Origin of the sequence: Amycolatopsis sp. MJM2582, from assembly GCF_000754115.1 — a bacterium.
Taxonomy (GTDB): Bacteria; Actinomycetota; Actinomycetes; order Mycobacteriales; family Pseudonocardiaceae; genus Amycolatopsis; species Amycolatopsis japonica.
Genome location: NZ_JPLW01000004.1, coordinates 159,913 through 186,525 on the forward strand (window position 1 = coordinate 159,913; position 26,613 = coordinate 186,525).

The following is a 26,613-nucleotide window of genomic DNA, read 5'->3' on the forward strand; positions in this document are numbered from 1 at the left end:
TGCTCATGTCGTTCCGGGAGAATGCTCCGAGCGGAGCAGACCGTAGACGAGCACATCGACATACTCGCCGTGGTAGAAGGATCTGCCGCGCATGACCCCTTCCCGGCGGAACCCCAGGCGTTCGAGGGCTTTCTGCTCGCCGAGGTTACCGCCATTGGTGAGGGCTTCGATTCTGTTCGCGGTCGTGCGGCCGAACAGGTAGTCCACGAGCAACTTCTGCGCCGCCGTGCCCACCCCCTGTCCACGATGCTCGGGTAGCACCCCCACGCCGATCTCGTAGGTGACACCCAAGGGGAAGCCGCGGGGCTTCCAGGTGACGATACCGACAACCGTGTCGTCGGCCCGCGCGATCGCGACCGACGCGGACTCGGCGGAGATGTACCCGTCGAGCTCCCATCGCTTGCGGCGTGCCCTCGGATCACCGAATCCGGGCCACTCGAACTCGCCGAGCGCATCGGGATCCGTGCAGAGACGGTCGAGAAAGGCGAGGTCGGCCTCGGTGAACGCCCTCAAGTGGACTGTGTCCGGGCGGTTCGCTGGAATCATGAAAGCCAGTATCGCGTCCGGAACACCACCTGTCAGGCAGCCTTTGAAAGGGCTCACTGTGTGGGTTTCGGGACATCTGACGTCCCAAAGCCGAGACCATGAGCGCGTTCCCGGTCCGCGCGCGCCGACGCCGGATCGCCGCTCTCGTCGGCCAGAGCCGCTCGTTCGACGAGTGTTTCGATCTGGGCCTGTGTCAGCCCGATGCGTTCGTAGAGCTCCTCGGCCTCGGACAGGCGGCGGTGCGCGTTCGCGTGGTCGCCCTGACGGCGCAGGAGCCGTCCCGTCTCCTGCAGCGCGCGAGCCTGGCCCATGGCCGCCCCGTGCTTGCGGAACAGGGCGAGCGCCGTTTCGCATTGGGTGAGCGCCCGATCGGGTGCGTCGAGCGCGGCCAGGTTCCGCGCGGAACGCAGCAGCACGTACGCGTAGTTGGTGTCGTCCACCGGGGTCCGGGTGCCGCCGTGCTCCTGCGCGAAGTAGCGGACGCAGACGTCGAACTCCTCGGCGGCGTCGGCGAACCGGCCGTTCCGGTACCAGTACGAAGCCCGCATCGTCCGCGCCACGTGGACTCCGAGCGGGTAGCCGGCCTCTTCGAACAGACGCGCCGCCTCGTCGAAGAGCTTCGGTGACGTCGTGGCGTCGGCGTCGCGGGCGTGGGCGCTCGTCAGGTACACCCGCGCCCAGCCCTGTTCGCGCCGGTCGCCCGCCTCCACCGCGGCGTCCCACGCCAGCCGGGCCATCCGGATCGACTCCTCCGCCCGGTCGCGCAGCGAAGCGTGCACCCAGGACAGATAGTTCCGGTGCACCGCCTCGTCCCGTTTGCTGCCGAGCGCGATGGCCGAGTTCACCGCGAGCCCGAACACGTCGTACCAGACGCTCGCGGTCCCGCCGATCTCCGAATACCAGTGCATCGACTCGGCGAGGTCGAGGACCGGCCGGTGGTCACCGCGCGCGGCGACGCTTTTGACCGCGGCGAGCCAGTTCTTCAGCTCGGCTTCGAGCCATCTGCCCGCGCCGGTGTGGTCACCGAACGACGGCGTGGCGGCCGGGAGCGGGCTGACCCCGTCGGTCGGGTGGAAGTAGCGGCCCGCCGCCGTCGCGGTGCGCACCAGCCAGTCCGTCAGCCGCTTTTCCGCCGCTGCGGCGACTTCGGGGGATTCCTCCCGGGCGAGCCGTTCGGTCGCGAAGACCCGCAGGAGGTCGTGGAACTGGTATCGCCCGTTCTCCTGAGACGTCTGCAGCAGGCTCGCGTCGGCCAGTTCCTCCAGGAAGACGGCGGCGTCGTCCTCGTCGGAAGCTTCGACGAGCGTCATCGCGGCACCCACCGGGAAATCCGCGGCCGGGACGAGGGACAGCCGCCGGAACATCGCGGCGGCGTTCGGGCTGAGCTGGCGGTACGACAGTTCGAACACGCTGCGCACGCAGAGATCGCCGGCGGTCAGTGTGGTCAGCCGACGGCCGCGGTCGCGGAGCTGGTCCACCAGACGCGACAGCGGCCACGTCGGACGGCTCGCCAGCCGATTGCCCGCGATCCGCAGCGCCAGCGGCAGCCTGCCGCACAGTTCGACCAGTTCGAGTGCCGCTCGCCGTTCGCGCGCGACGCGGTCCGCCCCGATGATGGCCGACAGCAGGGAGACGGCGTCGTGCTCGCTGAAGACGTCGAGAGGGAGCCTGCTCGCGCATTCCAGGCCCACCAGCATCTGACGGCCGGTGACCAGGGTGAGACACCGCGGCCCGCCGACCAGCAGCGGGCGGACCTGGGCTTCGTCGGCCGCGTCGTCCAAGACGATCAGGACGGCCCGATCCCGCAGGAGTGACCGGCACAGGCCCGCCCGGTCTTCCGGATCGGCGGGGATGCGCACCGCGTCGACACCCAGCGAACGCAGGATCAAATGCAGCACGTCCGCCGGGTTCGCCGGGTCGGCGGACATACCGCGCAGCTTCAGGAAAAGCCTGCCGTCGGGGAACTCCTCGGCGAGGTTGTGCGCCACGCGGACCGCGAGGGTGGTCTTGCCGGTCCCGGGCGGTCCGCTCAGGATCGCGACCCGTCCCGCCCGGCGCCGTCCGTCGCACAGATCCGCGGAAAGGGCACGCAGCGCGTCGAGATCGCTCTCGCGTCCGGTGAGGTCGTCGACGTCCGCCGGAAGCACGCCGATCAGGTGCGTCTTGGGGATACCGGGGGAGGGGGCCCGGCCCCGCCTCGCGGCCTTCTGCAGGCCGGTCAGCTCTTCGTCGGTCAAGGACAGCGGCGCGGCGAGTGCTTCGATCGTCCGGCGTTGCGGGCTTTTCGCGATCCCCCGCTCCATGTCGCTGATCGCGCGGACGCTCACCCCGGACCCCTCGGCGAGCTCCTCCTGCGTGAGGTCGGCGCGGACGCGGTAACCCTTCAGCAGCACGCGGAAACTCGTGGCTGCCCGGCCAGGGGCGGCGTTCGTCATGATCGGATTATCCCGTCCCGACCTGCGGCCTCAACTTGACTTTTGTCTCACGGGATAGCGGGCCGTGATCGCCGCCGCCCTGTCCCGCAAGGAATCGCGTAACCAAGGCGGGGCAAGGGCTTCCGCGTCCGCGGCGAGGTTCCACAGCGCCCATTCGGCGTGCCGCGCGTCCTGGAACGTCACCTCCAGCCGCAGCGTGCCGTCCTCGTCGGTTTCCTCCGCGAGGACGGCCAGCGCGGTGCCCACCAGCTGGTCCCGCCGTGCCGGATCCACCCGCACCTCGACCGCGACCTGGTCCCCGCCGGTCCGGAACCTCGTACTGCGTTCCTGCCAGGTCCGGTCCAGATCGACGCGCTCCGGTCGTTCCGCGGATTCGGGGAGTTCCTCGGCGGCCCGTAGCCGGGACAGCCGGTAAGTACGGTCCTCGCCTGCCCTCGTGGCCAGCAGATAACCCTGATCCCGGACGGTGACCAGCCCGATCGGATCCACCGTGCGCCACCGCGCCGCCTGACCCGAGGCCGCGTAGTGAATGCGCAGCTTGTGCCCGGAGAACACCGCGCGCCGGACCTCGGCGACGATGGTGTCGGACACCTCCTCGCCGGCCACCCGGCGCGAGAGGAGATCGGTCTCCGGGTCGATGAGCAGGCGCCGGGCCGCGCCCGCCGCGGTGTCCCGCTGGCCCTCAGGCAGCGCGTCGATCACCTTGAGCATGGCCGACGCGAGCGCGGAACCGAGGCCGAACGCCTGCGCGCCACGCCGCGAACCCGCGATCAGCAGCGCGAGCGCCTCGTCGTGGTTCAGCCCGGTGAGTTCCGTCTGGAAACCGGGCAGCAGCGCGAAACCGCCGTGCCTGCCGCGTTCGGCGTACACCGGGACACCCGCCGCCGACAACGCCTCGATGTCGCGCAGCACGGTGCGGGTGGAGACCTCCAGTTCGCGGGCGAGCGTGGTCGCGGACAGCCTGCCCCGATGACGCAACAGCAAGACCAGGGAGACCAGCCGGTCGGCGCGCATGCGAAAACTCTAACGGAATACACGACACAGGATGTCGTGTATTCGCTGCGAAGCTCATCCCCATGACAAGCAGGACTGTGGCCACCGAGCCGAACGATCTGGGCAGGTTCTTCATCGAACGAGGCAACGCGGGCGATGTCGAAGGGCTGGTGGCGTTGTACGAACCGAACGCGGTGCTGGCGTTCCCGCCGGGCAACGTCGCGACCGGGCACGCGGAGATCCGCAAGGTGTACGAGGAGTTCGTCGCGGCCGCGCCGGAACTCCTGCCGGGCAGGCAGCACCCGGCGCTGGTGAGCGGGGACCTCGCGCTCACCGCGTCCACGCTGACCACCGGTGAGATGACCGTCGAGGTCGCCCGCCGTCAGCCGGACGGCTCCTGGCTGTGGGCGCTGGACCAGCCGGTGTTCGTGCCGTGACGGGTCGGCTCGCCGGTGACGGGCCCCGTCACCGGCGAGCCGGGTACGGCGTCAGACCGTGCAGTTCCTGGCCGTGCCGGTGTTCACCTTGGCGCCGGTGAACTCCTCGATGATCGCGATGTTCTCGGGGGCGTAGTTCTTGGCGACGATCTTGGCCACGTCCGCACTGCCGAGTTTGGCGGCATGGGGTGCGGATTGATCCAGCCAGTAGGCCGTCCGAAGGAACTCGATGAGCACGAATTCGCGTAATTCGGGCTGTGCCTTGATCTTGGCCCAGTAATCGGGATGCTTCGTCTTGGCGACGCGCAGGTACAGCTGGAGGTAGCGCATGTTCGTCGCCGCGATGTCGCGGGAATTGCTCGCGCCGACTCCTTGGATGTACTCGGCGACGACGGTCGCCGCGGGCAATCCCATGAGCCCGGCGTTGAGTTCCGCGATGACCCCTTGGATCCGGTACGACCCCTGCTGCTGGTCGCGCAGGTAGATGTCGTCCATCGACCGCGTGAGATCGTCCGTGATCAGCGGCAGTATTTCGCGACGCGGGAATCCGCCGTGGATCGGGACCTTCATCGCCTTGCGGGAAGCGTCGATCCAGGCGGAGACATAGACGTCCCACGAGGTTCTCGAAGGATCCAGATCCCACATGTGGGTCTCTTCGTGGATCGCCACCATCAGGGACTCGGCGAGCGCGTTGAAGCTGGTCTTGTTCACGAACTGGCTGAAGTACTTGTCCTTGGCCTGGGCGGTCGCGAGGCCTTCGCCGCTGGGCCAGCGCCGCTTGTACACGGCCTGGATCGTTTGAAGCCACTTCGTGGACTGGAAACCGGCCTTTATGTCACTGACATCGGCTTTCGGCTGGACGGGTTCTTCATAACAGAAGGGGGCCGCCGTCTCTTGCGCGGCGGCGGACACGGGGAATGGGGAGAGGGACAGGACGAGGCACGCGGTCAGCACGGTAATGCGATTTCGGCGCATGAATTCCTCGGTTCACGGTAGGGTTTTCCGTGGTCGGACGGAAGTGTCCCCTATCGATCACCGTCACTTCAATGATCCGGCCCGTACTGCGGCTGGACAGGCTAGGAATTATGGCGGCGAACGGGCTATTCCGCGGCCAGCCGGGATCGGCGCATGCTGTAACCGAAGTAGATCAGCAGGCCGAGCGCCATCCACCCGGCGAAGACGATCCAGGTGGCGCCGTCGAGGCTGAGCATCATGTAGCCGCAGCACAGCACCCCGAGGACCGGTGTGACGGGGGAGAACGGCACCCGGAACGAGCGCGGTGCCTCCGGCTGCCGCCGTCGCAGCAGCAGGACGGCGACGTTCACCAGCCCGAAGGCGAAGAGCGTGCCGATACTGGTGGCGTCGGCCAGCTTTCCGAGCGGGATGAACGCGGCCAGCGCCGCGACGAAACCGGAGACCACGAGGGTGTTGATCCGGGGCGTGCCGCTTTTTGGGTCCACTTTGGACAGCGCGGCGGGCACCAGGCCGTCGCGGGACATCGAGAACAGGATGCGCGTCTGTCCGTAGAGGACGGTCAGCACCACACTGGAGATCGCCACGATCGCGCCGACGGCGAGCAGCCCGGCCCACAACGGGTTGTCCGCCACGACGCCGAGCACATGCGAGAGCGCGGCCTCCTGGCCGTCGAACTCCTGCCACGGCAACGCGCCGACCGCGGCCACGGCGACCAGGCAGTACAGCACGGTGACGATGGCGAGCGAGAGCAGGATCGCCCGAGGCAGGTCGCGCTGCGGGTTCTTCGCCTCCTCGCCCGCCGTGGACGCGGCGTCGAAACCGATGTAGGAGAAGAAGAGTTTCGCGGCACCCGCGCTCAGCCCGGCCAGGCCGAGCGGCAGGAACGGGGTGAAATTCGCCGCCCGCACCGCCGAGAACGCGATCGCGCAGAACAGCACCAGCGTGCCGACCTTGATCACGACCATGATCGCGTTGGCCCGCGCGCTCTCCTTCGCGCCCGAAAGCAACAGGAACATGGCGAGCAGCACGACGACGATGGCCGGGACGTTGACGATCCCGCCCGACCCCGGCGGCTGGCTCAACGCGTCGGGGATGGCGAACCCGAACGTCAGCCGCAGCAGTTCGTTGAGGTACTGCCCCCAGCCGACGGCGACCGACGCCACCGAGACGCCGTACTCGAGCACCAGACACCAGCCGCAGACCCAAGCGACCAGTTCGCCGAGCGTGGCGTACGCGTAGGAGTAGGACGAACCGGACACCGGGATCATCCCGGCCAGTTCGGCGTAGGAGAGCGCCGAGAACAGCGCGGTGACACCGGCCAGCACGAACGACAGCACGACCGCGGGACCGGCGACGGGAACCGCCTCACCGAGTACGACGAAGATCCCGCTGCCCAGCGTCGCGCCGATGCTGAGCATGGTCAGCTGCCCGAGGCCGAGGGAGCGCTTCAGCGTGCCGTGATCACTTTCGGTGATCAGGTCGGCGACCGGTTTACGCCGCACCGCCGCGGCTCGCAAATTCATGACGACGACCGTATCTGCCGCGTCTGAAGCCTCCGGGCCCGGCTATCGCCCGTCGAGCTGCCGGTCGTGCGTCCGGCGCCAGACCAGCAAGGACACCACCGCGCCGCACAGGCAGAGGAACATGTCCCACTGGGTGTCCCAGACATCCCCTTGGGTGCCCAGGAAGTCGTCCGCGCCCGAACCGGCGAGGAGTGCGCTGGACCACTCCACGAATTCGAAGCAGGCGGCGATCGACAGGCAGACACAGACGGTCAGGAACGCGACCCAGCCGCCGGGGCGCAGTGGCGTCCGTCGCAGCAGCACCTCGCGCACGGCGATCGCGGGGACGAAACCCTGGACGAAGTGGGCGAACCGGTCGTAGTTGTTCCGCTGAGTGCCCATCCAGGCCTGGAACCACTCCCCGGCCGGCGTCTCGGCGTAGGTGTACTGCCCGCCGTAACACAGCACGAACGCGTGCAACACCAGTAGCCAGCACAGCAAACGGGTCAAGGGAAAGCGCTTGCGCAGTGCCACCACCAGCGGCAACCCGATCAGCACCCAGACGACTTCCAGCAGCCACGTGCCGGGGGATTTCGCCTGGACGCCGGTCACCACGAGTGCCGCGAGCACCGCGCCTGCCAGCAGGGTCCCTTCCGTCCGGCCGACACCGCGCACCATGGAAGGGACCCTACTTCGACGGACTCCCGCTCGCTCAGTTCAGCTTGCGCATGTCGGCGGGCAGACCGCCGCCGGCGTAGACGTCCTCGGTGAGCTTCGCCAGCGCGGTGAGCGCGACGTTCTGGCTGAACGGCCCGTAGGACACGCGGGAGACACCGAGCTTCTGCGCGGTGGCCAGCGGGATCGAACCCGGGACGCCGATCAGGTTCACCTTGCGCTCGCCCAGCGCCTCGACCAGCCTGCCGACCTGGCTCTCGTCGAGCTTGCCGGGCACGAAGACGTTCGACGCGCCCGCGTCCAGGTACGCGCGGCCACGGGCGATCGCGTCGGCCAGCACCTCTTCGGGGTCACAGTCGCCCGCACGGAGGAAGGCGTCGGTGCGGGCGTTGAGCACGAAGTCGACACCGGCGGACTGGGCGGCGGCGACCGCGGCCTCGACGGCTTTGACGGACTCGGCCAGCGGTTTCATCTGGTCTTCGAGGTTGCAGCCGACCGCGCCGACCTCGATCGCGCGGGCGACCGTGCCGCCCGGGTCGCCGTAGCCGGCTTCCAGGTCGGCGGTGACCGGCAGATCGCCCGCCACCCGGACGATCAGGGCGACCTCGGAGATCATCTCGTCGCGGGGGATCACCTCGCCGTCGGGATAGCCGCGGGCGGCGGCGATACCGTGGCTCGGCGTGGCGAGCGCCTGGGTGCCAGGGGTTTCGGCGACGACCTTCGCGGTGATCGCGTCCCAGACGTTGACGACGAGCAGCAGCTCGGGGGCGGCGTGCAACTCCTGCAGCCGCGTGGCCTTCTCGGCGGTGGAAACCATGCCTCCAATCTAGAGGTTGCACCCGGATCACGACGAGGAGATGAGTGCGCCAAACCTGTTACGCCCTGGGCCGAGGCCACGACTGGGAGGCATAGCACGTTCGAGGGAGGCCCCATGGAGCTGACGATCAACGCCGCCGGCGACGAACAAGCGCTGACCGAGTTCTACAGCTGGCTCCGCGAAGACGCCGACGTGACGCGGTCCGCGACGCTCAGTCTCGCCGGGGCACGGAACCCCGATGTCTTCGAGGTCATCTGCATGTCCATCGGCTCCTTGACCGGGCTGGCGAACCTGGGGATCGCCTGGGGCAACTTTCTTCGCTCCCGCAAGGAAACACCGCCGTTCACCATCACGGTCGAGGGGGAGCTGACGGCGGAACAACGTGCCATGATCCGGAACCTCGACCTGCCGTTGTCGTGACGGCTCAAGCCCCGCTTCCCAGCCACCGCAACGTTTCCAGCGCCACGGCCACGTCCACCGCGTTCTCCGCCAACGGCCGGGGGAGCAGTTCGTCGGCCCGCGCCAGCCGCCGGACGACGGTGTTGCGGTGCGTGTAGAGCCGTTCCGCAGTCCGCGTCGTGTTGCCCAGTTCGTGCACGTAGGTCCGCACGGTCTCCCGGGTCTCGGCGTCGGCGTGCCGGAGTTCGCCGAGGGTGTCCGCGATGAACTCGCCCGCCTGCGCCGGATCACCGGTGAGCAGCACGAGCAGCTGGATGTCCTGGTACCGCGCGATCTGCTGCGGTGAGGTGAGCCGGGCGAGCATCCGCTGGGTGGCGGCGGCGTCCAGGTGGCTGCGGCGGAAGCCGTCGATCCCGCTGCCAGGCCGCCCCAGTGCGACCCGGACGTCGGGATGCGGCGCGAGGTCTTCGGTGAGCCGGTCCGTGCGCGGTGGCGTCCGGCCGGGCAGCCAGACCCACAACGCGGCGGCGCTCGCGACGACGGTCAGCCGGTGTGAGGCGCCGCTCGCCCGCATGAGCGTTTCCGCGGCGGTTTCGAGCTGTTGCGACGACGGGGTGACCGAGCCACTCCAGACGATCGCGGCCGTATGCGGGCCGGCGAGCGGGTAGCCGAGCTGGGCTTCGGCGCGCGAGCGGCTGATGGGCGCGCCTTCCAGCAGCAACGTGACCGTCGCCCGCCGTTCGGCGTGGGCGCCGCGGGTCAGTTCCGTGCGTTCGGCGGCCATGCGTTCCGACACCGCGGCGACGGTGTCCTCGATGAACGTGGTGATGGACAGCGACGAGACGTCGAGCAGTTCGCGGAGCAGGACCGGATCCGACGTGAGGTCGAAACAGATCTCGATCCACCGGCGCCAGGCCACTCCCTGCGCCCGCCGGTAGGCGTCGAGGCCGCCGGAGTCGAAGCCGCGGCGCACCATGTCGCGGGCGCCGTCGAGCACTTCCTGGTTCAGGTTGGCGGAGACGCGTTTGCCGGGATGCTGCACGTTGGCGGCCGCCCAGTGCAGCAGATTCGCCAGATTCGCGCGTTTGGTCCCCTCGGTGAGCACGGGGTCCTCGGCGACCGCGCGCATGCTGTCGCCGCCGAGGGAGGCTTCGTGCAGCTCCTCGATCCATTCGGCGCGCGGATGCAGCACGATTTCCGCGCCTCGCCGGAAGAGATCACGGGCCTCGGGCGACAGGGTCGGCCACGGCGATGCGGCACTTTGCACCATGAGTGCAGCATGATGGTGCAGATAGTGCTAGCGCAACTCCACGTCCGCCCCGCATCGTGGAGGGAACCGAGACGAGGCTGGAGTACCGCATGACGACGAGCACACCCGTCGAGCACCTCGACGTGGTCATCATCGGTGCCGGGATTTCCGGGATCGGGGCCGCGCGCTACCTGAAGACCGAGAACCCGGGCAAGACGTTCGCCATCCTGGAGGCCCGCGGCACGTCCGGCGGCACCTGGGACCTGTTCCGCTACCCGGGTATCCGCTCCGACTCCGACCTCCACACCTTCGGCTACGAGTTCAAACCTTGGCGGGACAAGCAGTCGATCGCCGACGCGCCCCGGATCCTGTCGTACCTGCGCGAGACGATCGCCGAGAACGGCATCGAGCCCAGCATCCGCTACCACCACAAGCTGCTCTCGGCCGCTTGGTCGAGTGACGAGGCGCGCTGGCTGCTGGAGATCGAGCGGACCGACACCGGCGAGCGCACCCGGCTCAGCGCGGGCTGGCTGTTCAACGCGGGCGGCTACTACCGCTACGACGAGGGCTTCACCCCGCGCTTCGAAGGCCGCGACCGCTTCGCCGGCACGATCGTGCACCCGCAGCACTGGCCGGAAGACCTCGACTACGCGGGCAAACGCGTCGTCGTGATCGGCAGTGGCGCCACCGCGGTCACCCTGATCCCGGCGATGGCGGGCACCGCGGCGCACGTGACGATGCTGCAGCGCACCCCGACGTACGTGATGCCGGTGCCGCGCGAGGACAAGATCGCGAACGGTCTGCGCAAGATCCTCGGCGACGAGCGGGCGTACGCGTTGACACGCCGCAAGAACATCCGCAAGGGACTCGCGGTCTGGCAGTTCTGCCAGAAGTTCCCGAAGACCGCCCGCGGGCTCATCCGGTACGTCAACAAGAAGCAGCTTCCCAAGGACTATCCGGTCGACGAGCACTTCAACCCGCCGTACGACCCGTGGGACCAGCGGCTGTGCGCGGTGCCCGGCGGCGACCTGTTCGCCGCGATCCGCAAGGGTCAGGCCGACGTCGTCACCGACAAGATCAAGACGTTCACCGAGAAGGGGATCTTGCTCGAATCCGGGCGCGAACTGGAGGCGGACATCATCGTCACCGCCACCGGCCTGAACCTGCAGGTGTTCGGCGGGGCGAAGTTCAGCGTCGACGGCAAGCCGGTGGTCCTGTCGGAAACGGTCGCGTACAAGGGGATGATGCTCTCCGACGTGCCGAACGTCGCTTTCGCGATCGGGTACACGAACTCGTCGTGGACGCTCAAAATCGGCCTGCTGTGCGAGCACTTCTGCCGCCTGCTGACGCATATGGACACCCACGGCTACGACGTCTGCCGCCCCGTCCTCGCCGATCCGGACATGCCGACGAAGCCGTTCCTGGACTTCGCCGCCGGATACGTGCAGCGCGCTCTCGACCAGCTCCCGCGTCAGGGCGACCGCATGCCGTGGCTGACCTCGATGAGCTACCACTCGGACATCAAACTGCTGCGTGCGGACGACATCACCGATCCCGAGCTGCACTTCTCCCGCGCCAAGGTCCGTGAGGCGGTGGGCTCGTGACCGACAGCTTCGCCGACCTCCCCGGCGGCCCGCGGCTCTGCTACCGCGAGGACGGCCCGGCCGACGGGGTGCCGCTGGTGCTGATCGCCGGCCTCGGCCTGGACCTCACGTCGTGGCCGCGGGAAATGACCGACGGTTTCACCCGCCGCGGCTTCCGTGTCATCCGGTTCGACAATCGGGACGCGGGTTGTTCGGACCGCATCAAAGCGCCGAACCCGGGCAAACTCCGGCAACTGCTGGCCAAACCACTGCCGGGCGCGTACGACCTGGGCGACATGGCGGCGGACACCGTCGGCCTGCTGGACCACCTGGGCATCGAGAAGACGCATCTGGTCGGCATGTCGATGGGCGGCATGATCGCCCAGACCGTCGCCGCCAGGAACCCCGGCCGCGTCCTGTCGCTGACGTCGATCTTCTCCACCACCGGACATCGCCGCGTCGGGCAGCCCGCGAAGTCGACGTTGGTGCGCATGGCGAGGCGGCCCGCCCGGACGGTCGAAGAATCCGTGGTGGGACACCTGTCGCTGATGGGTCACCTCGGTTCGGCCTCGTTCCCGCTGGACAAGGACGTCGAAACGGCCTGGGCCGAGGGACTGTGGGAACGCGCCGGCGGACGGCGCGCCCGCAGCGGTATCGCCCGCCAGATCGGCGCGATCCAGGCCAGCGGCGACCGCACCGCCGAACTCGGCCGCATCACCTGCCCGACGGTCGTGGTCCACGGCGACACCGACCGGATGGTCCACCACAGCGGTGGTCGCGCGACCGCCAAGGCCATCAGCGGTGCTCGCTACGTCGAAATCCCCGGAATGGGGCACCACATCGCCCCGGATCTGGTGGAGCGGCTCGTCGAGCTCACCGCCGAAGTGGCCCTCGATCCGGCAGGAGAAACCCGATGAGCAGCGTTCGCGGGAAGGTCGCCGTCGTCACCGGCGCCGGTTCCGGCATCGGCCGTCAGCTGGCGCTCGAACTCGCCCGGCGCGGAGCGCGGCTCGCGGTGTCCGATGTGGACGAAGGCGGGCTGGCCGAGACCGTCGCCGAGGTCAAGGCCCTCGGCGCGGAAGTACAGGGCGCGACACTGGACGTCAGCGACCGGGCGGCCGTACAGGAGTACGCGACCGCCGTCGCCGGGCAATTCGGCGTGGTGCACCAGATTTACAACAACGCGGGGATCGCGGGCGGCGGGCAGACCGTGCTCGACGCCGAATGGGAACTGTACGACCGCACGCTCGCGGTCAACCTCTTCGGCGTCATCAACGGCACCAAGGCCTTCCTGCCGCATCTGATCGAATCCGGTGACGGCCAGGTCGTGAACATCTCCAGCCTCAACGGTTTCATGGCCCAGCCGACGCTCAGCGCCTACTGCGCCAGCAAGTTCGGCGTCCGTGGGTTCACCGAGGCGTTGCGCACGGAGATGATCGCGGGCAGGCATCCGGTCCGGGTCACGGTCGTCCACCCGGGCGGCGTCAAGACCGGCATCGCCTCGGCCGCGCTGAAGGAAGCCGAGGCGCGCGGTATCGAGCCCACCGCCGAACAGCGGGAACGCGTCCGCGTGTACAACGAGAAGCTGCTGAAGATGCCGGCGGATCAGGCCGCCCGCATCATCGTCGACGGGGTCGAGGCGGGGAAACCGCGGGTACTCGTCGGAAACGACGCGAAACTGGTCGACCGGCTCGTCCGGTTGCTCCCGCGGCGGTATCCGAAACTGATCGTCGACTTCGAACGGCGGCGCCTCGCCCGCTAGCCCTCGACGCTTCGATGCCCGAACAGGCCGAGCAGCCAGGTGTAACGGACGGCTTCGCGTGCCTGGTCGTAGGCGTCCGGAGTGCCGATCCAGATGGCCTGCGTGATCAGCTCGATGGTGGCGGCGACGACCGTCCGCGCGGTGAACGGCGGCGGTGACGGCAGCGCGGGATCGGTGGCGCGCAACCATTCCGCCGTCCGGTCGAAGACGGCTTCCCCGGCGCGCAAGGTCTTCTCGCGTGCTTCTAGCCCCGCGTCGCCGAGCGCGTAGATCTCCAGCAGCGCGGCGCGGACGGCGTTAGGACGCCGATGCACGTAGTCGACGAGGAAATCGCAGCAGACGGCGACGGCGTCCAGCGGAGTGGCGGCTTCGGCGCCCGCGGCGACGCCCTGCGTGATGAACTCGGTGGTGATCTCGCGATAGGCGGCGAGGAACGCGTCCTGTTTACCGGTGAACTGCTCGTAGAACGAGGTCCGTGACACGCCCGCCGTGGCGGTGATGTGGCCGACGGTGGTGGCGACGTAGCCGCGTTTGCCGGTGTTCTCCAGAACCGCGTCGATCAGCCGGGCCCGCTGGGTTCCGGCGACCTCGTCGCGGCTGAGGTTGTGCGGCCCCTTCGGCAGCTTGCGGTGCTCGGTCACGTGCGGCACCGTACCGGTCCCCGAAATCCGTGAAGGCCTCCTTCCCAACTCTCAGAGTAGGGAAGGAGGCCTTCACGGACCGAGCGGTCAGCTGACCGGCACCTCCGGGGCGAGGGAGTTGCCGGGCGCGATCTTCCCGCAGCTGGACGGCGCGGTCTTGCCCGCGAACCGGTCGTTGAGCCAGCCGATGGCCTGCGGCGCCCAAGCGGCGGCCGCCCCGACGTGGCTCAGCAGGTCGTACTGGTCGTACTTGATCGACTTGTTGCCGGTGTCGCAGTACTGCCGGGCGAGCGAGCGCACGTCACCGGCGACCATCACGCCGTCACCGGTCCCGATCCCCGGCGGGTTGCCGAAAGTGCCCTCCACGACACCGTTGTTGCCCTGCGCGATGTAACCGGGCACGGTCGGCGTCGGCGCGGAACCGAGGTTGATCTTGTTCACGGCCTCGACGTACGGCAGCACCTTGTTCGGGTTCGTGTACTCGGGTTTGACGAATTTCTCCCACGTCAGCCCGGGATAACGGCCGAGCGCGTCGACGATCGACGCCTTCTCCATGTCCTTGAGCACCTGGAGCCCGTACGAATTCGCGTACGGCTTGAGGTCGATGTCGAAAGACCGCGAGACGCCGATGAGCGCCATCGGGATGACCCCGGTCCACGCGACACTGCCGTTGACGTATTTGAGATTGTGCGACGGTTTGACGAGCACCCCGCCTTCGGTGAAACCGACGAGGTTCTTGTTGACCTCGGGCGCGTAATCCGGCGCGAGCGCGGCCGCCCAGCCGGTCGCGATGGCGCCGCCCGAATAGCCGATGAGCCCGAACCGGGTCTTGTCGTTCATTCCCGTCCCCGGCGACCTCGTCGCGGCACGGATGGAATCGAGCGTGTTCTTCCCGTATTCCGGCCCGGCGGCGAAGTTCGCCTTCTGGCCTTCGGTGTCGGGGATGACGACGTTGTAGCCCAGCAGCAGCGCGGGCGCGATGAACAGCGACTCCGCGTTGGCGATCAGGCCGCCGAGCGAGACATCGCCGGCGATCGCCCTCGACGGACCGTGCTCGGGATTCAGCGAATCGTAGAACGATTGGTACGAAACGGCTTTGGTGCTGTCGCCGGTGAGGCTGCGCAGCACCGAGGTGACGTTGGCGGACGGCTTCCCCTGCGCGTCGGTGGACCGGTAGAGCAACTGGGTCACCTTGAGCGGCGTGGAAATGCCGAGGACGTGGTAATTGAGCGTCCGGGTCTTCAAAACGGTCCCGGGGCTGTACGAAGACAACGGTTCGCTGCCGTCGTAGCTGTAGAACGGGTCGGTGGCGGGGGCGGCGGAGGCGGCGGGCGCGGCGGCGAAACCGACGATGAGGGCGATCGCGACGGCCAGCAGACGAGCGGGCTTTCGGGTCATGACTCCCCTTTGAATCATGAAGTGGGTCACATTTGGATTCCCGGAACCTACCAGCCGGTAACGTATGATGTACAGGGGAGTACATGATCTATTGTCGCGAACTTGATGTCGCGGCCCAAGAATGCACCAAGTGGGGGTTGCTCTTGAGATGGCGCAAAGGCGACTGTAGTGAGAGGTAGCCGAACCAAGAGCGGGGTGGTGGCCTTGAGATGACGGGCGCGGGCGATTCCGGCGCCCGCGGCGAGGACCGGGGACACGAGGCTGAAGCCGATCTGGTGCGAGCGTATGAAGACGGCGTCACGATCGCCGAACTCGCCGCCCGTTTCGGGATGACCTACTACAAGACGCGTGCCTCGCTGATCTCGGCAGGCGTGGAGCTGAGGCAAGTGGGGCCGACTACGCCGTCGGCCCCACCCGGCCTCGTCCAGGCATACCTCGACGGGGCGACCATTCACGATGTGGCAAAGCGATTCGGGCTGAGTTTCGGTGTCGCCCGAAGGATGTTGCTACAGAGCGGGGTCCAGCTCAGGCCCAAAGGGGGTGGGCCTTCCGGCGCTGGTCGTTCTTGATGCTGCTGCCCGTGATCACGATAGGAGCGGGTCGATCAATATGTGCGCCACCAGTCGCTGACCATCAGCGTAGTGATGGTCACGAAGAGCATCATCATCGCAGGCATCGAACGCATGAACTTGTTCAACTGCAGTCCTTACGGGGGTTGGGGAGGCTTGCGATCCGAGGCGACCGGGGATCGATCATCTCGGATATGCCTGCAAGCTAGAGCCATCGGCTGCTTTCGCGCAAGTACCTACGTCCGACTCTTGACAGCGTGCGCTCTACGGAAAGTTGCATTCTCGCACGCGCTAGCTGCGACAATCAGCCGAAAGGCGGGCGCACGCCACCGGAACGCGACCGGGCGAGTTCACCTATCCGTGTAGTTTTCGGCTGGCCTGTCGGGATGGTGGAAGCATCGCGACCGTGTCTTCGTCGCTCCGCCCCCTGGCGGCTGGGATCCCGATCGTGCCTCCTTGGCCGAGCTCCGCGAGCCGCGACTCCAGCTCGGCTGCCTTGGTATGGCGTCCCCGATCGCGGTAGAGGCCGGCTGCGCGTTCGAGAACGTCACGTGCGTCAGGGGAATTCCCCCGATCGGCGAGAATGCGGCCAAGGGTTGCGAGTGCTCGAGCCTGCCCTGTGGCGTTGTTGGTACGTTCGGCGAGGTCAACGGCATGGTCCGCGTACCGAAGCGCTTCGCGGTCCTTGAGTTGCGCGTGCGATAGGGACGCTAATACACTGTACAATTTCATTGTCGCTGGTAGCAGATGTGTCTCGTCTGCCAGCAGCAAGGCCTTGTTGCCGTGCAGAGCGGCTTCGTCGTACCGGCTGAGTTGTGTCAGTACTCCCGCCAAGGCGGTGTGGACGGCCATCTGCCCGGACGCGTCACCGGATTCGCGACGGATTTCCAGTGCGCGCCGGTAATGTTCGACTGCGGCATCGTGCTCGCCCGCGACTTCGAGTGCGTCCCCCAGCCGGTACTCGGCGGTGCCCAGGTGGCCTGGGTCGCGTACGACGTGCGCCAGTGCAAGGCATTCGCGATACCGGCTGATCGCTTCTTGGGCGCGGCCGGCGTGGTGATGGCGCCGGGCCATGTTGAGGAGGACCGCGAGTCTGCCGAAGTCATCGCTCTGCTCGTGGACGAGATCGTACGCGGCCCGGAGGTAGTGATCCGCCGTCTCGTCGTTTCCGATCAACATGTGGACTTGGCCAAGATCGTTAAGCGTACTTGCCTCGGCGACCGGGTCGTTGGCTGCGGAAGCGGACCGGGCTGCGATCGTAAGGCCGTTCACGATGTCGTCGTAGAACCCGTACCGGTCGTAGATATCGCTGGTGGCATGCGGAATACGCCAGGCGTAGTCGTGCAGTCCCAGGCGGTGGGCGTCCTCGACGAGCGCGTTGAGATTCGTCCTCTCCTGAAGACACCATTGGCGTGCCGCGGCGGGAGAATCGAAATCCAAGGGCAGAGTGCCGGGTTCTGGCGGGATCATCGGTGGCCGCGGTTTGTGCGGATGCACAGTCGCGTGCGCGTTGAAGGCCGTGTGCAGGTAGAACGACAGTAGTCGTTTTCGTGGTTCGTCTCCGTCGTTTTCACGGCCCGCGAGGGTCGCGGCATACCGATGAAGAATGTCGTGCATGCGGTAGCGATCGAGGTCGCCGGGGTGCTGGATGAGATGCGCGGCAAACAGCGCATCGAGTGACCTTCGGGCGGCCGGCACGCTGATCGCGCCTGCCGAGGCGAGTGCCGCAGGGCTCATCTCCGTACCGGGGTGGAGACCGAGCAGACGGAACATGCGCTGTTCGGTCTCCTCGAGCAGGTTGTAGGACCACGAATAAGCTGACTGCAGGTGGAACCCGTCGCCGTCACCGTCGTCGCCGATCGTCAGAAGGGTTTCCGCGTCCTTCAGTTGTTCGGCGAGGGTGCGCAGGCGCAATCCGCCCCGGCTGGCCGCGCGGTCGGCCACGATGCTCAAGACGAGCGGGATGCAGTCGCACAACCGTGCGAGCGTTTCGAGGGCTTCGGGTTCATCTTGCCCGCGATTTCGCATCCGATGCGCGAGCAACTCGCACGACTCGGCGGGCGACAACGGTTCGAGCGCGATCGAAGGGACGTTGTGCAAGGCCGTCAGCGGAGTCAGACGCCGTCGCGACGTGAGGATCACCGTACACGGCGTCAGTACGTCCAGAAGTGGTCGGACGTGGCCGAAGTTTTCCACGTTGTCCAGGACAACGAGCAGAGGGCGCACGCTGAGAAGTGTGGCCAGTTTCGCCATGCGTCCCGCAGGGCTGACGATGCGATCGACACGAAAATCGAGCGCGGAAAGCAGAGCATCCACGACGTCGTTGGCCTCCAGACGTGGAGTCCGGCTGAATCCGTGCAAATCGATCATGATCACACCGTTGGTGAACCTCGCGGCCGCGCGGTGGGCCCAGTAGCCGATGGTCGTCGTCTTGCCGACACCGGGCGGTCCGGTCACGCAGACCAGTGTCGCCAGTGGAGCGCCGGACACGTCGAAGGTAAGGGAGTCGAGTTTCGCCAAGGCATCCTCGCGTCCGACGAGACGATCGATATCACGGGGCAGCCGTCGGAGCGGGATGACACTTTCGTCGACTTGCTCAGTTCTTCTGTCTGCGATGGCCGGCGTGACCTGAATGGATTTCGGAACCTGCTCTGTGAGTTCTTGATGGAATTCGCGGAGTTCGTCGGCGGCCTCGCCGTCGCCGTCGGTGCGAAACCCCCGGTACTTTCTCAGGTAGAACTCCGTGATTTCGCCACGGCGTCCGGCGGAGTTCAACGCCTTCAGGCGGAGCTTGGCGAAGCCCACTTCGTCCGGATGGTCGCGATCGAGTTCGTCCAAGCGCTGCAGGGCGGTCAGCGATTGTCCGGTGGCGATCAGTTCGTCGAGCAGAAAAGTGTTCGCGGGTATCCAATCCGAATGGATGAACGACGTGCGCCACTCTTCCGCCGGCCTGGTCGTGAGATCGGCCAGTGGATGCTCTCGCCACAGACCCACCGCCGCTGTGGCGGTCTCGCACGCGCGCAGATGTTCGTCACCGTCGCCGAACGCTCTGGCGGCTTTCATCGCCTCGCGAAAGGCGACGTAGTCGATCAGCGAAGGATCTATGTCGAGGGTGTACCGGCCGTTCGCGGTGACCAGTGTCGCAGGTGCGCGCATCTTCCGGAAAAGCTGGCGAAGCCGGGTCACATACTGGTACATCGTAGCCCGCGGGTCGCGCGGACGTTGTTCTTCTTCGTCCCAAACCCATTCGACTACGTTTTCGATGGAAAGACGTCTTCCGGGACGTGTCAGCAGAGCCGCGAGGATGCCCTCTTCGCGCCGCCGCCCCCAATTCACGACCAAATTCCCGTGCATTCGCACCGTAGTCTGCCCGAGAACTCCGAAGGCAACTTCCATGGCAGCCCCCTTCCCATCGGCAGTGTCGCTGCCGCCCCTCGCCTCGCACTCCAGTTTCACATTCTTTTACGTTTCGAACCAGCGTGGGCTGCGCGGAACAGAGGAGGAGTGATCCTTTGTCAGGAGTGTCAACCGTGGGAAGAAAGGGTCGTGTCAGGCGCGCGAGCCACTCTCGTTGTCACATTCGACGACGGGAGGGGATGGTCATGAGCAGGGAGATGTGGATCCGGGGGCCGATCGGGGTGGGCGCGGAGGCGAGGGTGACCCGGGCGGGGTGCCGGACGGCGCTCGTGGTCGTGCCGACGATGACGGCCGGCACGCGCCTGTTGGACATCGTGCCCCTGCTCGAGTCGGACCACAGGGTCCAGTTGGTGTTCACCGTTCCGCACACCACGGATCAGTGGCCGGGGGTGGAGGAATTCGTTCGTGCGCAGCACGGTCTGCTCATGCCGTGGGAGCAGGCGGTCCAGCACACGTTCGATCTCGTACTCGCTGCCAGCCATCGCCATCTCGAGCAACTCCGTGGCCCGATCCTGCTGGTCGGCCACGGCGCGGGAACGATGAAGTCACATCTGTACAGTCGTAAGGCGGGGACCCCGACGCTGCCCGCCACCGGTCTCGATCGTGAGCTTCTGAGCTATCGCGGCCGGATCCTTCCTTCGGTCCTCGCGCTGGCCACCGAGGATGAGCGCACGTCTCTCGGTTCCCTCTGTCCCGAAGCGCTGCCCGTCGCGGTCGTGGCGGGGGACATCTGCCTGGATCGGATGATCGACGGCGACCGGTTTCGTGAGCACTATCGGAACGCGCTGGGAGTGGGGCCGCGGCGGCGACTGGTGACGATCAGTTCGACGTGGTCGACCGACTCGATCTTCGGCCGGGTCCCGAGTCTCTGCAAGGCGATTCTCGACGCCCTTCCCTCCCCGCGGTACTCGGTCGCGGCGGTGTTGCATCCCAACGTGTGGACCGTCCACGGACGGAGGCAGGTGACTGCCTGGCTGTCCGACTGTGTCGAGGCGGGCCTTCGACTCATCCCGCCGGATCACGGCTGGCAGGCGACCATGATCGCGTCCGACTGGGTGATCGGTGATCACGGTTCGACCACCGCCTACGCCGCCGCGATCGGCCGCCCGGTCACCCTGGCGGCCGATCCGGACGACCGGCTGCGCCCGGGAAGCATCGCAGATCTGGTCAGGGCGAACGCTCCGCTCTTGGGACCGGGCTCGTTGTGGGGTCAGGAGGCCGATGCGATCCGCCGTCAAGAGCGCTTGTCCGCGGTCGCCAGTGCGGCGATCAGCTCAGTCCCGGGGCGGTCGGCAGGGCTCCTCCGGTCGGCCATGTACCGCCTCCTGAGGTTGCCGGAGCCGCAGTGCTTCCCGTCTGTCCCGATGTTGCCCGCGCCGCTGCCGATCGAGGTGTGACGGAATGGGCATCGTATGCGCCGTACACGGTCTTGCGCCGGGTGTGTCCCGTATTCGTTTGCGAGCCAATGGCCGCGAAGGCGATGTCGTCGCGGTGGCGGCCGGGCGAGGCGCCTGGGAGGCGGCAGGTGACGTGCTTCTCGTCGACGACGATCGAACTGCGGGCGGGGCACACATTTCCGCCGAGACCGCGTTGAGCCGTCACCCAGGTGCGACTGTCGCGGTCGTGCTCCATCCGCGTGGCTACGTCATCGCAACCCGGACGAGCACGGTGGCGATGGCGGTGAAGCGGTCCCGGCGCGAACACGAGGACTGGGCCTCACGGCTGAGCGTCCTCTCCAGGCGAGTCGCTGTGGGTATCTCCCAGATCGGCGTAGAGGGCCTCAGCTTCGGCGAGATGGCTGGCGCCTTCCTGCTCTCGGCCGCACTGCAGTTCGATGCGGCCGAGAGCGGTCAGGAGCTCGGCGGTGTAGTAAGGGGAATCGAGGGAACGGACCGTCCGTAGTGATTCGGTCAGCCGGTCGATGGCGTCTTCGGCCCGGCCTTCGGCGGCGTGTATGCCGGCAAGTGCCATGACGGAGCGCGAGTGCTGGGCGACATCGCCGATATCGGCCATTACGGTCGCGGCGGCGGTCAGTTCGATCATGGCTTCGCTGTGCCGGCCGAGCCTGGCGAGCACCTCGCCTTGCCGACGCCGGCACAAAGCCACCCCGCGCGGGATTCCCAGCTGCTCCTGCAGATCGGCGGCTTGGCGGTAATAGTCGAGGGCCCCCTCGAGATCCCCTTGCCCGCGCGCCGATCTGCCCAGTTGGGAGAGCGCTGTCGCTTGCGTCGGGCCATGGTTTTCTTGCCGTCCCAGACGAAGCGCGATGAGGTTCTGCTCGGCGGCCTTGTCGTACCGGCCGAGCTTGGCGTACGCGAAGCCGAGCTGGGACCTGAGTCGCGCTTGGATCAAAGGCAGATTCGTCCGAGTAGCCGCCAGCACACCCCTTTCGTTCATCGCGATCCAGGGCCGGTAGTCCCGGTGGTGCAGGAAATAGCCCCACGACGCCTCGCAGAACTGCCACACGATGTCGTCCCAGCCGTGATCGGCCGCCTCACTGAACACAGCGCGGATCACGGGCAGATGCTCCCGCCACCAAGCGAGGCCGTCGGCGCGTTCGACGAAGTCCTTCGACCGTTGTGTACGGGTGGCGTACCGAGCCCGATGGGGATGGATCGCCTCGTCGGCGGCCAGAACGCGGTCGAGGTACCACCCGGCGAACGACCTGGCCAGCCGATCCCGCTCCTCGCCGGGCAGCGCGGAGGCGGCACGCGCTCGTGCGTCGCTGTGCAGCACCATGTGCTGGACGAACCGGTCTTCACCGGCCTCGGCGAGGAGATTCGCCTCGATCAACTCGTCGACGTCGTCTTCGACGGAATCGACCGGACGACCGAGCGCGGCGGCCAAGGGCTCGGTGGACAGGAACGGCCCAGGATGCACTCCGCACGCCAGGTACACCCGTGCCGCGCTCTGTGGCAGACCTTCGTAGACGACTTCGAAGATCGCGTTCAACGAAAGCGCTTTGTCGGCAGGCCTGTCGCCCGTCGACGTCCACCGACCGTAGGCCGCGGCTTCTCGGGCGAGAGATCGCCGCGGCCGGCTTCTCAGCCGGGCCGCCACCACAGAGAGGGCCAGTGGGAGCCCGCCGCATGAGGATACGATCCGCGTGGCGGCGGATGGGTCGGAACGAATGCGTTCACTCCCGGCGTACCGCTCGAACAGTGCCCATGCCTGGGATTCGGTGAGAGGCGGGAGATCGACGAACTGAGCTCCGTCGATACCCAGGTCGGTGAGCCGCCACCGGCTGGTGACGACGATGACCGTCGTTTGCCCGGCAGGAAGGAGAGGGCGGACCTGCGCGACGGACGCCGCGTCGTCGAGCAACATCGCCATCCGTCGCGAGGCTGTCGCCGTGCGAAACGCCGCAGCTCGCTGGTCCAGGCTCGCCGGGATCTCCGCAGGCGGTGTTCCCAACGCGGTGAGGAATCCGTGAAGGACGTCCCCAGGGGCTTCCGGTGGCTGCTCGCGCGCACCGCCGAGGTCGCTGTACAGGACTCCTTGGGGGAACTCGTCCGCTTTGCAGTAGAGCCAATCCAAGGCCAGTGACGTCTTGCCGACGCCGCCCACCCCGCTCACCACCATCAGCCGTCGCCCCGTGCCTTCGCTCCGAAGCCGGTCGAGTTCCGCGGTGAATCGTTCCCGGGCTTCGAATACCGCGGGGGCGGCCGGTATCTGCCAAGGCCGGTCCGCGGGGACTCCGAGGCCGGCCGGAGCGGTCATGATCTGACCCCACCGCTCTTCCCGGCTGTTTTCGGCTGATGCGAGCGCAGTCCCAGGTCATCCATGCGGTGTCCCCCCGTTTGGTGTCCGGCTGGCCAGTGTCTCCAATTGTGCGGTTGTAAGCGAGCAATTGTGTGTCAACTAATACACGAACAGACGAATTTGCACGTGCGTTCGCACGGGCGTTTCGACCTGTGGCACCCGAATATCCGCATGAGTCCATAGTGGACGGCTGTTTTCCCGTCCTGGATTCAGATTCCCTTGTCGATGAGTTTCACGCCATCGGGCGCATCCTGCTCTTGCGCGCCCGTCGGCGCGTCCGGCTCCGTCAATGAGCGGGTCGCGAACCAGCATAAGGCGGGAAGCGCGATTAGCGGCAGTAGGCCGGTTTGCAGAGAGGTGTGGTCGGCGACCGTTCCGATGACAGGACTCGCGAGCCCGCCGATGCTGACCGTCAGGCCGAGCGTGACGCCGCTGGCGGTGCCGACCCGCGTGGGGAGGTAATCCTGGGAGAGGGTGATCTGGAGTGAGAACGGGATGTACAGGCTCACCGCGGCCAGCAGGACGAAGGCGAAGAAGGCCGGGCCCGGCACGAACACGACTCCCGCGACCGTGCCGACGGTGGCCAGATACGACCACCGGATCACGGTGACCCGGCCCCGGCGTCCGGCCAGCCTGCTTCCCAGCAGGGTGCCCACGGCGCCGCCGACATAGAGCAGGAACAGGGCGGTGGTGCCCGTCGTCGTGCCGCCGCCGGTCCGCTGCTGGGCGTAGAGGGAGACGAACGTGCTCAGCCCGACGAACACGATCGAGCGGAAGACGACCGCCGCCGACAGTTTCGCGAACGACCTCCAGTCGTCGACGCCGGTGGCGTCCGATCGCGAGCCGCCGCTGCCGGCCTTCCGCGTGAGGGCGCGCAGCACGGGAAGGCAGAGCACGGATCCCGCCAGCGCGGGAACGACGAGCAGTGGTGACATCCGGAGCCCGCCCAGCGCCATGACCGCGGCGACGAGGACGGGTGCGGCGGCGAATCCGACGTTCCCGCCGAGGGAGAACCAGCCCATGGCCGTATGCCCTCCGCCGCTCGCGATCCTCGCGACCCGTGCGGCCTCGGGATGGTAAGCGGCCACGCCGATTCCCGACAGGGCGACGAAAGCGAGCGTCAGCGCGTACGAGTCGACCAGCCCGCCGAGCCCGATCCCGAGGCCACCGAGGAGGGTGGCCGACGGCAGCAGCCACGGCATCGCCCAGCGGTCGGTCAGCGCGCCGAACAACGGCTGCGCCACCGACGAAAGCAGCGACGCGGCGAGCACGATTCCCGACACCGCCGCGTATCCGTAGGCGCGTTCGGCCGCGAAGAACGGCACCAGCGCGGCGACCGAACCCTGATACACATCCACACACGCGTGCCCGGCCGAGAGCAGGGCGATCGCTTTGATCTTCGGCATCCCATCATGCTCGTCGCGGGCACCGGTGTCGCGCTTCCGATAAAATGACAAACGATGACGGAAATCCGCCACCTGCCCGCGGCGCCGACCCAGGTCCGGTCCCTGGCCTCCGGCACGATCGTCGACGCGCATCGCCACGACGAGCATCAAGTCGTCTACGCGGCCCGTGGCGTCCTGGCCATCACGACCGACAAGGGTTCCTGGGTCGCGCCGGCCACCAGGGCGATCTGGGTGCCCGCCGGGACCGTGCACGCCCACCAGGCGCACGGCGACCTCGAACTCCGGCTGGTCGGCCTGCCCGCCACGGTGAACCCGTTGCGGCTGAACGAACCGAGCGTGCTGGCCGTCGGCCCGCTCCTGCGCGAACTCATCCGCGCGTACACGGATCCGCCGCGCGAGGACACCCCGGAACGCCGCCGGCTGCGCGCGGTCCTGCTCGATCAGCTGCGCGCCTCGCCGCAGCAACCCTTGCACCTGCCGACGCCGGACGACCCGCGGCTGCGCGCACTGTGCGAGATCCTCAGCGCCGATCCGGCCGACAACCGGACACTGGCCGCCCTCGGCGCCCTGGTCGGGGCCAGTGACCGAACGCTGGCCAGGCTCTTCAAGGCCGATCTCGGCATGACGTTCCCGCAGTGGCGCACGCAGTTGCGGCTCTACCGTGCTTTGGTCCTCCTGGCCGAGGACACTCCGGTGACCGCGGTGGCGCATGCCTGCGGCTGGGCGTCCACGAGCGCGTTCATCGACGTCTTCCGCCGCGCCTTCGGGCACACGCCGGGCACGCACTACGACCGGTGAACGCGAAAGCGGGGCCGGTCCACAATGGACCGGCCCCGCTTCTTCGTTCGCTTCTTACGCCTCGCTACGGCGACGGCGCACCAGCAGCACCATCAGCACACCCGCGCCGAGGAGCGCGCCACCGATGACCAGCGGCATGGTCGCGGAGGCACCGGTGTTGGCCAGCTCGTTGCCGCCACCCGACTCGGCGCCACCGGGGGTGGTGGGCGCCGGGGTCTCGGTGGCGGGGGCGCCACCCTGCTTCCAGGTCGCGGTCGCGTTCGCGACGACCGAGGTCTTCTCGGACTCCGCCACGATCAGGGACTGGGCGGGCACCTTCGCGTAGTTCTCGCTGACGAACAGGCGGCCGGTGTCGAGGTGGCCGCTGACCTTCAGCGCGAACGTGCCGTTGCCGTCCTTGGCGTCCTTGGGGACGTCGACGTAGACCTTGGTGCCGTCCTTGACGTCGGCGGCCTTGATCTCCTTGCCGTCGGCGTCGGTGACCTTGACGCCCTCGGGCAGCTTGCTCGTCAGCTCGGTGATGTCACCGCTGGTGGCGATGCTGAACGGACCGATCCGGGAACCGGTCGCGCCCGAGGCCTTGGCCGGGCCGATGTCGAGGGTCGGCTTCGGCTGCTGGCCGATGCCGACGTTGTCCTTGCCGACGAGGTAGTCGTAGACGGCCAGCACGTCGGCGGAGTCTTCCGCGGCCGCGCCCGAAATCGGCTCCGCGCGCTTCAGGTCCTTGCCGTCACTGAAGTGCCAGACCGCGGCCTGGGTCGCGGTGATGGCCTCCTTGACGGAAAGGCCGCCGTTGAGCTTGACGTCGCTCTTGCCCAGCGTGGCTTCGAGAGCCTTCGCCGAGGCCGCCGGGTAGCCGTGGTGCAGCACCCAGTTGATCTTCTCGTTGTTCTTGTTGAACGGCGAGGCGGTGTCCGGGTACTTGTTCCACGGGCGCTCGATCATGTCCTGATCGGTGCGCATGCCGACCTCGACCTGCACGCAGTACATCTTGAGCTTGCTGCCGTCCGACAGCTTCAGCGTGAACAGCACCGTGTCGGCGTGCTTCCCGCCTTCGAAGTTCACCTTGAAACCGCCGGTGCCGGCGTCACCGTCGACCCGGCCGCGCGCCGCGCCGTCGTCGGCGAGGGCGGCCGGAGCGGCCATCGTCAGCGCGACGGCCGCGGTGGCCACCGCGATCCCGCCGCGAACCAGAACTGACCTGCCGTGCATGTGTCTCCCATCCGGATACGGACCACGAATGCCAGCG

The 26,613-nt window shown here is 67.6% G+C and carries 22 protein-coding genes; 8 read left to right on the forward strand and 14 right to left on the reverse strand.

All coding sequences use genetic code 11. The features are described 5' to 3' along the window. Positions 1-3: 3 nt before the first annotated feature. From ED92_RS26080 to ED92_RS26090, 3 genes are read right to left on the reverse strand one after another with little or no spacing between them, the layout of a single operon-like run. On the reverse strand, positions 4-603 hold the full coding sequence (locus tag ED92_RS26080) for a GNAT family N-acetyltransferase (RefSeq protein ID WP_235213368.1): 600 nt from the start codon (positions 601-603) through the stop codon (positions 4-6). After that, positions 600-2,981 carry an NB-ARC domain-containing protein gene (locus ED92_RS26085; protein ID WP_052120869.1) on the reverse strand — a complete coding sequence of 794 codons (2,382 nt, stop codon included), beginning with the start codon at positions 2,979-2,981 and terminating at the stop codon, positions 600-602. The genes ED92_RS26080 and ED92_RS26085 overlap by 4 nt, the downstream gene beginning before the upstream one ends. Before the next feature lie 30 nt (positions 2,982-3,011). Beyond that, complete coding sequence (locus ED92_RS26090) at positions 3,012-3,995, reverse strand: YafY family protein (RefSeq protein WP_037342916.1); 984 nt, start codon at positions 3,993-3,995, stop codon at positions 3,012-3,014. 77 nt (positions 3,996-4,072) lie between these two features. Here ED92_RS26090 and ED92_RS26095 point away from each other — a divergent pair, with 77 nt between their 5' ends. Next, positions 4,073-4,411: a nuclear transport factor 2 family protein gene (locus tag ED92_RS26095; protein ID WP_081975918.1), complete on the forward strand. Its 339-nt coding sequence runs from the start codon at positions 4,073-4,075 to the stop codon at positions 4,409-4,411. Between the two features lie 51 nt (positions 4,412-4,462). Here the strand turns inward: ED92_RS26095 and ED92_RS26100 are convergent, their stop codons facing one another. From ED92_RS26100 to ED92_RS26115, 4 genes are all read right to left on the reverse strand, one after another. Further along, entirely contained in the window at positions 4,463-5,197 is a 735-nt protein-coding gene (locus ED92_RS26100; RefSeq protein WP_037343454.1) for a hypothetical protein, read from the reverse strand. 314 nt (positions 5,198-5,511) lie between these two features. Further along, a complete protein-coding gene (locus ED92_RS26105; protein WP_037342918.1) occupies positions 5,512-6,909 on the reverse strand; it encodes an amino acid permease in 1,398 nt (465 codons plus the stop codon). A 42-nt stretch (positions 6,910-6,951) separates the two neighbouring features. Then, positions 6,952-7,566, reverse strand: coding sequence for a DUF2238 domain-containing protein (locus ED92_RS26110; RefSeq protein WP_037342920.1), 615 nt, complete (start codon positions 7,564-7,566; stop codon positions 6,952-6,954). Between the two features lie 34 nt (positions 7,567-7,600). Continuing rightward, positions 7,601-8,380 carry an isocitrate lyase/phosphoenolpyruvate mutase family protein gene (locus ED92_RS26115; RefSeq protein ID WP_037342921.1) on the reverse strand — a complete coding sequence of 260 codons (780 nt, stop codon included), beginning with the start codon at positions 8,378-8,380 and terminating at the stop codon, positions 7,601-7,603. Positions 8,381-8,494: 114 nt separating this feature from the next. Between ED92_RS26115 and ED92_RS26120 the strand changes: the two genes are divergently transcribed. Next, entirely contained in the window at positions 8,495-8,800 is a 306-nt protein-coding gene (locus tag ED92_RS26120; RefSeq protein WP_037342923.1) for a hypothetical protein, read from the forward strand. Between the two features lie 4 nt (positions 8,801-8,804). Here the strand turns inward: ED92_RS26120 and ED92_RS26125 are convergent, their stop codons facing one another. Then, the gene (locus ED92_RS26125; protein WP_037342924.1) at positions 8,805-10,049 is read right to left on the reverse strand and encodes a CdaR family transcriptional regulator; all 1,245 of its coding nucleotides are present in this window, start codon (positions 10,047-10,049) and stop codon (positions 8,805-8,807) included. 89 nt (positions 10,050-10,138) lie between these two features. Between ED92_RS26125 and ED92_RS26130 the strand changes: the two genes are divergently transcribed. The 3 genes from ED92_RS26130 to ED92_RS26140 are packed head-to-tail and all read left to right on the forward strand — an operon-like array spanning position 10,139 to position 13,373. Continuing rightward, positions 10,139-11,632: an NAD(P)/FAD-dependent oxidoreductase gene (locus tag ED92_RS26130; protein WP_037342927.1), complete on the forward strand. Its 1,494-nt coding sequence runs from the start codon at positions 10,139-10,141 to the stop codon at positions 11,630-11,632. Further along, entirely contained in the window at positions 11,629-12,528 is a 900-nt protein-coding gene (locus ED92_RS26135) for an alpha/beta fold hydrolase (RefSeq protein ID WP_037342928.1), read from the forward strand. The genes ED92_RS26130 and ED92_RS26135 overlap by 4 nt, the downstream gene beginning before the upstream one ends. Next, positions 12,525-13,373, forward strand: coding sequence for an SDR family oxidoreductase (locus tag ED92_RS26140; RefSeq protein WP_037342929.1), 849 nt, complete (start codon positions 12,525-12,527; stop codon positions 13,371-13,373). Before ED92_RS26135 ends, ED92_RS26140 begins: the two co-directional genes overlap by 4 nt. On the opposite strand, the gene ED92_RS26145 is transcribed toward ED92_RS26140, so the two are convergent. Together ED92_RS26145 and ED92_RS26150 are read right to left on the reverse strand one after the other, a co-directional pair. Then, entirely contained in the window at positions 13,370-14,014 is a 645-nt protein-coding gene (locus ED92_RS26145) for a TetR/AcrR family transcriptional regulator (protein WP_235213369.1), read from the reverse strand. The genes ED92_RS26140 and ED92_RS26145 overlap by 4 nt on opposite strands. Positions 14,015-14,101: 87 nt before the next feature. Then, positions 14,102-15,412 carry a lipase family protein gene (locus ED92_RS26150; RefSeq protein ID WP_037342933.1) on the reverse strand — a complete coding sequence of 437 codons (1,311 nt, stop codon included), beginning with the start codon at positions 15,410-15,412 and terminating at the stop codon, positions 14,102-14,104. Between the two features lie 209 nt (positions 15,413-15,621). Between ED92_RS26150 and ED92_RS26155 the strand changes: the two genes are divergently transcribed. Then, entirely contained in the window at positions 15,622-15,981 is a 360-nt protein-coding gene (locus ED92_RS26155) for a helix-turn-helix domain-containing protein (RefSeq protein WP_037342935.1), read from the forward strand. Between the two features lie 354 nt (positions 15,982-16,335). Here the strand turns inward: ED92_RS26155 and ED92_RS26160 are convergent, their stop codons facing one another. After that, positions 16,336-19,377, reverse strand: a complete 3,042-nt coding sequence (locus ED92_RS26160) for a tetratricopeptide repeat protein (protein ID WP_063777628.1) — start codon at positions 19,375-19,377, stop codon at positions 16,336-16,338. Between the two features lie 200 nt (positions 19,378-19,577). Between ED92_RS26160 and ED92_RS26165 the strand changes: the two genes are divergently transcribed. Beyond that, on the forward strand, positions 19,578-20,795 hold the full coding sequence (locus ED92_RS26165) for a hypothetical protein (RefSeq protein ID WP_152611013.1): 1,218 nt from the start codon (positions 19,578-19,580) through the stop codon (positions 20,793-20,795). A gap of 319 nt (positions 20,796-21,114) precedes the next feature. Here ED92_RS26165 and ED92_RS26170 read toward each other — a convergent pair whose 3' ends face one another. Further along, positions 21,115-22,965, reverse strand: coding sequence for a tetratricopeptide repeat protein (locus ED92_RS26170; RefSeq protein ID WP_235213370.1), 1,851 nt, complete (start codon positions 22,963-22,965; stop codon positions 21,115-21,117). Between the two features lie 404 nt (positions 22,966-23,369). After that, entirely contained in the window at positions 23,370-24,566 is a 1,197-nt protein-coding gene (locus tag ED92_RS26175) for an MFS transporter (protein ID WP_037342938.1), read from the reverse strand. A gap of 54 nt (positions 24,567-24,620) precedes the next feature. Here ED92_RS26175 and ED92_RS26180 point away from each other — a divergent pair, with 54 nt between their 5' ends. Next, a complete protein-coding gene (locus tag ED92_RS26180; protein WP_037342939.1) occupies positions 24,621-25,364 on the forward strand; it encodes a helix-turn-helix transcriptional regulator in 744 nt (247 codons plus the stop codon). 54 nt (positions 25,365-25,418) lie between these two features. On the opposite strand, the gene ED92_RS26185 is transcribed toward ED92_RS26180, so the two are convergent. Beyond that, the gene (locus ED92_RS26185; protein ID WP_037342941.1) at positions 25,419-26,576 is read right to left on the reverse strand and encodes a thioester domain-containing protein; all 1,158 of its coding nucleotides are present in this window, start codon (positions 26,574-26,576) and stop codon (positions 25,419-25,421) included. Between the last annotated feature and the right edge of the window lie 37 nt (positions 26,577-26,613).